The sequence below is a fragment of the Fodinicurvata sp. EGI_FJ10296 genome, assembly GCF_040712075.1.
Classification (GTDB): domain Bacteria; phylum Pseudomonadota; class Alphaproteobacteria; order DSM-16000; family Inquilinaceae; genus JBFCVL01.
The window spans coordinates 1-7,118 of record NZ_JBFCVL010000019.1; the positions used below are offsets into that span (position 1 = coordinate 1).

General features: G+C 57.1%; 6 protein-coding genes and 1 pseudogene. 4 read left to right on the forward strand and 3 right to left on the reverse strand.

Annotated elements, in window-relative coordinates:
• The 4 genes from ABZ728_RS21885 to ABZ728_RS21900 form a co-directional block, all read left to right on the forward strand.
• Positions 1 to 202 (forward strand): integrase core domain-containing protein (locus ABZ728_RS21885; protein ID WP_366658569.1); only part of this gene is annotated, 202 nt, incomplete at its 5' end.
• Positions 203 to 356: 154 nt separating this feature from the next.
• Positions 357 to 722: an ADP-ribosylglycohydrolase family protein gene (locus ABZ728_RS21890; RefSeq protein ID WP_366658574.1), complete on the forward strand. Its 366-nt coding sequence runs from the start codon at positions 357 to 359 to the stop codon at positions 720 to 722.
• Positions 704 to 961, forward strand: a complete 258-nt coding sequence (locus ABZ728_RS21895) for a hypothetical protein (RefSeq protein ID WP_366658570.1) — start codon at positions 704 to 706, stop codon at positions 959 to 961. The genes ABZ728_RS21890 and ABZ728_RS21895 overlap by 19 nt, the downstream gene beginning before the upstream one ends.
• A gap of 257 nt (positions 962 to 1,218) precedes the next feature.
• Entirely contained in the window at positions 1,219 to 2,787 is a 1,569-nt protein-coding gene (locus ABZ728_RS21900; protein ID WP_366658571.1) for an ADP-ribosylglycohydrolase family protein, read from the forward strand.
• Between the two features lie 303 nt (positions 2,788 to 3,090).
• Here the strand turns inward: ABZ728_RS21900 and ABZ728_RS21905 are convergent, their stop codons facing one another.
• The 3 genes and pseudogenes from ABZ728_RS21905 to ABZ728_RS21915 form a co-directional block, all read right to left on the reverse strand.
• Positions 3,091 to 3,981 carry an AbaSI family restriction endonuclease gene (locus tag ABZ728_RS21905; RefSeq protein WP_366658572.1) on the reverse strand — a complete coding sequence of 297 codons (891 nt, stop codon included), beginning with the start codon at positions 3,979 to 3,981 and terminating at the stop codon, positions 3,091 to 3,093.
• 1,211 nt (positions 3,982 to 5,192) lie between these two features.
• Positions 5,193 to 6,575 (reverse strand): FAD-binding oxidoreductase, encoded by a 1,383-nt coding sequence (locus ABZ728_RS21910; protein ID WP_366658573.1) that lies wholly within the window; start codon positions 6,573 to 6,575, stop codon positions 5,193 to 5,195.
• 27 nt (positions 6,576 to 6,602) lie between these two features.
• Positions 6,603 to 6,749 (reverse strand): annotated as a pseudogene (locus ABZ728_RS21915) (GMC oxidoreductase); the annotation flags it as partial.
• Between the last annotated feature and the right edge of the window lie 369 nt (positions 6,750 to 7,118).

Below are 7,118 nucleotides of genomic sequence, written 5' to 3' on the forward strand. Positions count from 1 at the left end.
GATCGCCGCCTGGGTAGATGATTACAATACGCAGCGCCCACATTCGGCCCTCGGATATGAAACCCCGGCTGACTATGCCCGGGCCCTGACCACCGCAATCGCCCGACCCGCTGCACCAGATGATAGCTCCGCGCGTCACGCGATTGCTCAACCCACGCCGTTCGGCGTAAACAGTAACCGGGCTCCGGTCGCGGCTGGATGAAAGATCAGTGGCAGGTCATGTACACACAAAGAAGCGCTGCCGTCGTGATCAGTCTTGGTGATCACCAACGCATGCAGATGCTCATCGAAAAGAAAGTGATCTAGCCATGCCGCAGCAGTGCGTGAAGACACGAGATCGTGCCATTGGCTCGATGATGGGCCTTGCCAACGGTGATGCTGTCGGCGCCACAACGGAGGTTCGCAAGCGCGTTACCTATCCCCCGCTGACGGATATGGTGGGGAGCGGACATTTTAAGCTGGAGCCCAGGCAGTGGACCGACGACACATCCATGACGTTGTGCCTCCTTGACCGGACGACTCAATGGCCTGACAGCTCACCAAGCCATCACACGGGCACTGGACGGCCAATCAATCTTTGCCAACTGACCACGCCCGTGATCAATTACGGTTGGTTTTTATTAGCTATCGACACGATCAAGATGACTGGAGATTACATACGTCCGATACTGGCGCATGACTGTGCGATGTTACTGAGAACTGAATGGAGGCATTACCGTTGACACCAAATTGGTCCGATGAACTTACCGCACTCACTCGCGAGCATATTGAACACATGCTTGCCATAAATCCCCGTGAACGCATGCCCATTCACATGAAGAATTGGGATGATAGCTTCGGTTTACTGCTGGCGCAAGTTAGCACCCCTCAAACTCTGGTGATCGTCGATTTGAGAAGTAATAAGCACATCCAGTGTGGAGCAATCGACAAATTACTTGATGCTGGCTGGGTAATAGACTGATCGATACCGAAACAAATATGTGCCAGTTTAGTAAAATTATGTGTGGACTAATGATATTTATAGAAGATTGACTCCGAGAGTCACTGATCCGATTAATGGTATGCTCGTTGACACGCCATTGGCACCGATGGTGATGTCCGAGAATATATCGGTGTCCGCGATTGCTGTAGCCCGCCCTTCATCCAACCGAAAATGACGTCTCCAGCATTTTTTATCCCGTCTATATCCCGCTTACAGCCAACAGTGAGGTCCCATCTTTGTATCGCACCAGCCAAACCCATCCCCTGCGCATCGACCCGCTTCCAGTCGCCAACGGCTTTCTTGGCCTGACCCTCTGCCCCGGCAAGAGCGGTGACAGTGTCTTCGGACAATCCTGGGCGCGCGATATGGATATTGACCTTGACGCGATTCAGGCTTGGAGCGCTGCGGCGGTCGTCACCCTAATCGAGGAACATGAGTTCGAATTTCTTCGCGTGACCAGTCTTGCCGCCGGTTTGAGAGCGCGCGGAATTGCCTGGCACCACGTGCCAATCGGTGACCTGAACGCCCCGGACGACGCTGCGCTCGCCCTCTGGCGCGACCTATCCCCACGGCTGCACCATATTCTCGAAAGCGGTGGGCGTGTCCTTGTGCATTGTCGCGGTGGGCTGGGGAGGGCCGGCACCATCGCAGCCCTGATTCTGACCGAACGAGGTCTCTCCGCGCCGGCCGCAATCGCCGAGGTGCGGTCAGCACGTCCGGGCGCCGTGGAAACGGCGGCACAGGAACGTTGGCTGATCGAGCACGCCCGCGACCACGGCTTGCCGGGCATCCAACTGCGCACGAGTTTGCTCGGGGGAGCTATTGGCGATAGTCTTGGCGCCGAAATAGAGTTCCTGTCACTCGGCGAGATCCGCCACCGTTATCCAGATGGTCTTAATGATCTGCCCCCGCATAAGGGGTTACACGGGGCCATTACCGACGATACGCAGATGACACTCTTCACCGCCGAAGGTCTGATCCGCGCGCAGATACGGAGCAGCCTCAAGGGTATCAGCCACCCACCCTCGATCGTGCATCATGCGCTGCTGCGCTGGTACAGCACTCAGGGCGGGACACCCGAGATCGAGATCGACGAAGTCGGCCTGATCACAGACCCTCGGTTGCGGGTGCGGCGCGCCCCGGGCAACACCTGCCTTGGGGCTCTTGCTAAAAGCCGCCGGTTGGGTGCGCCCGCAATAAATAACAGCAAGGGCTGTGGCACCATCATGCGTGTGATGCCAGTGGCACTTATGTCGCCACGCCAGCAGGTGCGCAACTTTGCGATCGAGACGTCGGCCCTTACCCACGGCCACCCCACCGGACAACTGGCTGGCGCCGCCTGGGCAGAGTTGCTGGCCGACGTTGCAGCGGGCGCAGGCCTAGAGGACGCTGCGCGGGAAATACTGCAGACCTACAAAAGCTTTGAGTACGGCGAAGAGACAGCAGCGGCTCTGCGTGCCGCCCTGGACGCCCCGCGCGACGGACGACCGGAAACGGTGGAGGGCCTAGGCAGCGGCTGGACGGCGGAAGAGGCGCTCTCGATCGCGCTCTACGCCTGCCTATGTGCCGAGGGTTTCGAGCACGGTCTGAAGATCGCAGTGACCCATGGCGGCGACAGCGATTCTACCGGAGCTATTGCCGGCAACATGCTTGGGCTTCTGGATCCGGTCGCGGTCTTGCACCACCGGTGGGCTGGGGCGGTCGAATGCGCCGACATCATTACACGACTGGCCCTGGACCAACTGGCCCTTATCCATGATGTCGCTGCGGAAGAGAGACTGTATCGATCCTATCCTGGATCGTAATAACGGCGACGATGAGAGTGGCCTCCGAAAAGATGGTATCTTTTACCTTGACCGCCACCGAGATGCGCCGCAAGGGGTTATGAGCGCGCCCGCTTCCGATCTGGTGCCGGTCGAGGTCGCCGATCAAAGGTATGGTCGGCGACGGCGGTGACCATTCCGGTTCGACCGATCACTTCGAGTTGGTTTTCACCAACGGCCGCAGCCTTCGCGCCCGAGCGGCGATGAGTAATGCGCAAGGGATTTGGCTGATCCGGATGATCGAAACCACCAGAAGAGCGACACGCGCCCGTTTTTGGGTTCGGTTTACGCAGGGTGCCTTACGGTTTCAGAAACCCGCTCCCGATTGAAGCTAAGATGATCCTCAGAGAGGTCAGCAAGGTTTACCCGAAACGTGCCGACATACCGCAACAGTCGGAAGCCCAGTGAGTCACGAGCCTTTGCAAAAACAATCAAATTTTGATTGGGGTTCTCCTCAAACTCCTTTCTTTGCTTCCGGATAGAGGCACGGCCATCTTCATTGATGGCGCGCTCATAGATAACCTTACCCTCTTTGCATAGCTCATTTCGCCACATCCCGTGTTCATACAGCCGTGGGAACCAGAGCATGTCTCCGCTCCCGTCCCGGACCTTCCAAATACCCCGCTGATGGCCTTTGCCCGTAAAACCAAAGCAACGCATCGCGTCGACTTGAGTTCGGAACAGGACATTGTCTGAGACGGAAAATTCTCCCATCGCTATGATCCGTTTCGGATCATAGCGATGCTCGAAATCCCAAGGTGAAAACGTACCAGATTTTTGCTGCGCGTTCTTCTCCGACCGGAGCCGCTCCACAAAGGAATCCGTTTCAACGCGTACTTCCGGAAGTTCCCTCTCAATCCCACGCTCGTCCAATATTCTTATCCGAATCATCTCATGCCCGGTCTCATCAACGATGTCCTGCTCGCGCCTCTCGTCTGCTGCGACGGACCCATTGTGATGCGGCTCGTCAATTTCAAGGTGAAGGTTGAATTGGGGAAAATACAGATCGGTAAGGGCGCGTTGCCCATTCTTGCAACGAACCAGTTGTTGTGTGACGAATTCAATATGGTCATCATCCAGTTTATGAATAACGCGCGAAATTATAAAATATTCCCACCTTTTGTGAGCAACTTTTTTCAAGCTGCGGAGGATGTAATCTTTTTTGGTGAATTTCAAAATATTCCCCTCGAGTGTTTGAGCGTCGACATTAAGTCGAAACTACTTAAAATAAAGCTTACAGATTGCTACGGACACTACCTTGATCTGGAGGAGGTTCAGGGACTTAAGGTCAGGCGGCTTAGCCATACCGGCTGTCTCCCGCTGGCATAAACGCGCCTTGGGTGGCGGTAGGGGCAAGACGCGCAAGTGGGGCGCAAGCCGTGTAGAGGGGAATCGAAAGCGCGTCTTTTATATGCGAGCAGCAGCCTAGGTTTTTGGCGGGCTGACCCTCGGATGGTCGCCATTCCAGCTTTTTCAGGCCGCGAATACGCAAAACAGTGAGTTTTCTGATAACTGCATGATCTACCATCCGCCCTCCGGTATCGCGTGATGCCAGTTTCGGCCTTTCACGCTGCCAACAATCGCAACTGCTTTCGGCATCGACCGTAACTGTCTTGGCGCATTGGTCGAGCCGACGACCACGCAACCGTAGCATCCCCCCGCACTGGGCGATAGATTACCCTACTATTGTGCCGGTGGCTTCCGCTTCTCCATAGTACCGAGCGTACATCGTTTGAGCCGGCGAGATGATGAGAATGTGTCACGCGACGCGGATGCAGTACGATCAATGTTCGCTTTTTGATCTACCGTCCCAGATTAGGTTCGATAAGCGGGGATTATCGAATCCAATAACCCCCTCCCAAAATTCGCCTGTGCGTCCGACAGCCTTACCTTATCGACCTGTTAAGGCACTTTCCGATCTGCCATCTTGCTGTTCTTCTTCGCTTCATGGGTCGTTCCGGCAAACGTCTTGAGGACTGACCATGGCACCTGTCACCGCGCCGGACGACGCGCTGATTACTCAGCGCTGGCTGGAACGCCTGTCGCTGCGCTGGCAGAATGCTGCCTGAGACCGGGCGCGTGGTCGCCTGGCGCTTGCTGACCGCCATTACGCTCGGCTGACCGGCGCAACAAGATCTGGCGCTGGCAACAGTCGGACCGGACAACGCTGATCGAGTTTCCTACGCCCTCCTTTGAGGGTGGAAATCAGCTTGATTATCGCTCTATAGGATGAGTTGGTATGTTATCTTAATCTACCATCAAAAGGGCTTTTGGAGCCTCAAGCTTCCATACCCTTCTTCGAAGGACCTGTGGTTGCTCAAGATGCCGCCGTGTGGGAACCGAGCACGGCCGCAAGGGCGGTTACCGGGACCTGGTGTTCTGACGCGTCAAAGCCCGAGACGGTCGCGCATTCCATAGTACCAGACGGCGGCCGACAGGAACCAGGGCCGTCCGGTATAGAAAGGGCGTGTCGGGAATGTCAGGCCATCGAAGGCCGTCTCGCCTTGGTCCGATTGCACGACCTTGTGGCCGAGACGCATGCCAAGATAGCTGGCCATACCGACCCCAGAGCCGCAATATCCCGTTGCGTAATGGAGGCCGTCATGCCAGCCGACATGCATCATCTCATCGAAGGTATAGGCGACGAAACCGCACCATGAGTGGCTGATCCGGGTCTCGACCAGTTCGGGAAACAGGGTCGACATGGCCTGATGAAGTTTGGGGCCACTTTTACGCGGGTCGGTTTCGCCGAGAGACACCCGGCCACCAAAGAGAATTCGGCGGCCATCCGGGCTTGGCCGATAATAATAGACCACATGCCGTGTGTCAGTAATGTTGCGGCCCTTGGGCATCAGCCGGGCCATGGTGCTTTCGGGCAGTGGTTCCGTCGCGATGACATAGCTGCCGATCGGAATCACCCGGCGACGCAGCCAGGGTGTTGCGGCGCCGGTATAGCCGTTGGTTGCGACCACGACCTCGCGCGCCGAAATCGTGCCATTGGCGGTGGTCAGCCGCCAGCCCGTGCCCTGCTTTTCGATCTGGGTGACCGGACAATGGGCGACCGGCGTGGCGCCAGCGCCCACCACACGTTCAAGCAACCCCTGATGATACCGTCCGGGATCAAGCGACGCGTGGTTCGGGAAAACAACACCGCCAAAATATCCATCGGTGCCGATTTCCCCCTGCTGGTGGGCTTTATCAATCAAGATGGCATCGCTGTCCGTGTCGTCCGATTTGGCGCCATATTGCCGGGCCAGATGGTCGAAGGCACGTTGGGTATGGGCGCCGTGAAACCGGCCGCAAAGTTGGAAATCGCAATCGATGCCTTCCTCGCGGACGAAGCTGCCAAGCCAGGAAAGCGAGGTTTTGCCTTCGTCAATCAGCCGCTGTGCCCGATCGGCGCCGTGTTGGCGGGTCAGGGTCTTCAGGTCCGGCTTGATGCTGGCGGAGACCTGGCCCCCGTTCCGGCTGCTGCATCCCCAGCCGAGATCGCCGGCATCGAGGACGACGGTGCTGCGTCCCGCCCGGGCGGTCTGAAGCGCGGCGTGCAGTCCGGAATAACCTGATCCGATCACCACCACATCCGCAGCCTTCGGTAAAGACGGAAAACCGGCGTTCGGGCGCGGCGTCCGGTCCCACCAATAAGGCGCGAAGGTTGCGGTATCGGAAAACAAGGCTTCATTCATGGGCCGGGCCTCGTATGAGGTGATCGTGGGATCAAGGATCAGGTGACGGAGCAGACGCGCTCGCCAGAACGAGATCGGCTCCATTTTCCGCCACCATATGACGGGTGAGTTCCTATTACTCGATTCTACCGTCGAAAACACCGATGCGTCGATCGCTCTTAATCCTTCAAGGCGGTGAACACCAAGATCCGATCCAACTACATGGACACCGGGGCCGGGGCTCATTTGGCAGGTGCTGACAAGATGAAAACCTGCGCTGCCCCGTTCGCGGGCACCTTACAGCAGCGCCTCGTCAGCTTATCCGGTCCGGGTCTGGAAGTTCTGGCAAATTGAATGCACGGTCAACCCCGGGTTGACCGTGTTATGCCGTGCTACAAGGTGAACAAAACAAGATTAATGGAATTCTATTGCTCCCAAAAGCCGCAGAAATCCGCCAATTTCTGCGACACCAATACAATGGCATTGTAAAGGTCGGCGGTTCGATCCCGCTTGGCTCCACCAATTCTCCTAAGGACATAGCAGTAGAAATGTAAGCGGAGCCTGCGGCCCACGGTATTATGGGGTTGACGGCGCTTTGTAGTTCCAGGGCAACAGTTCGTCGATCCGGTTCTTTGGATGCCCTTCTGC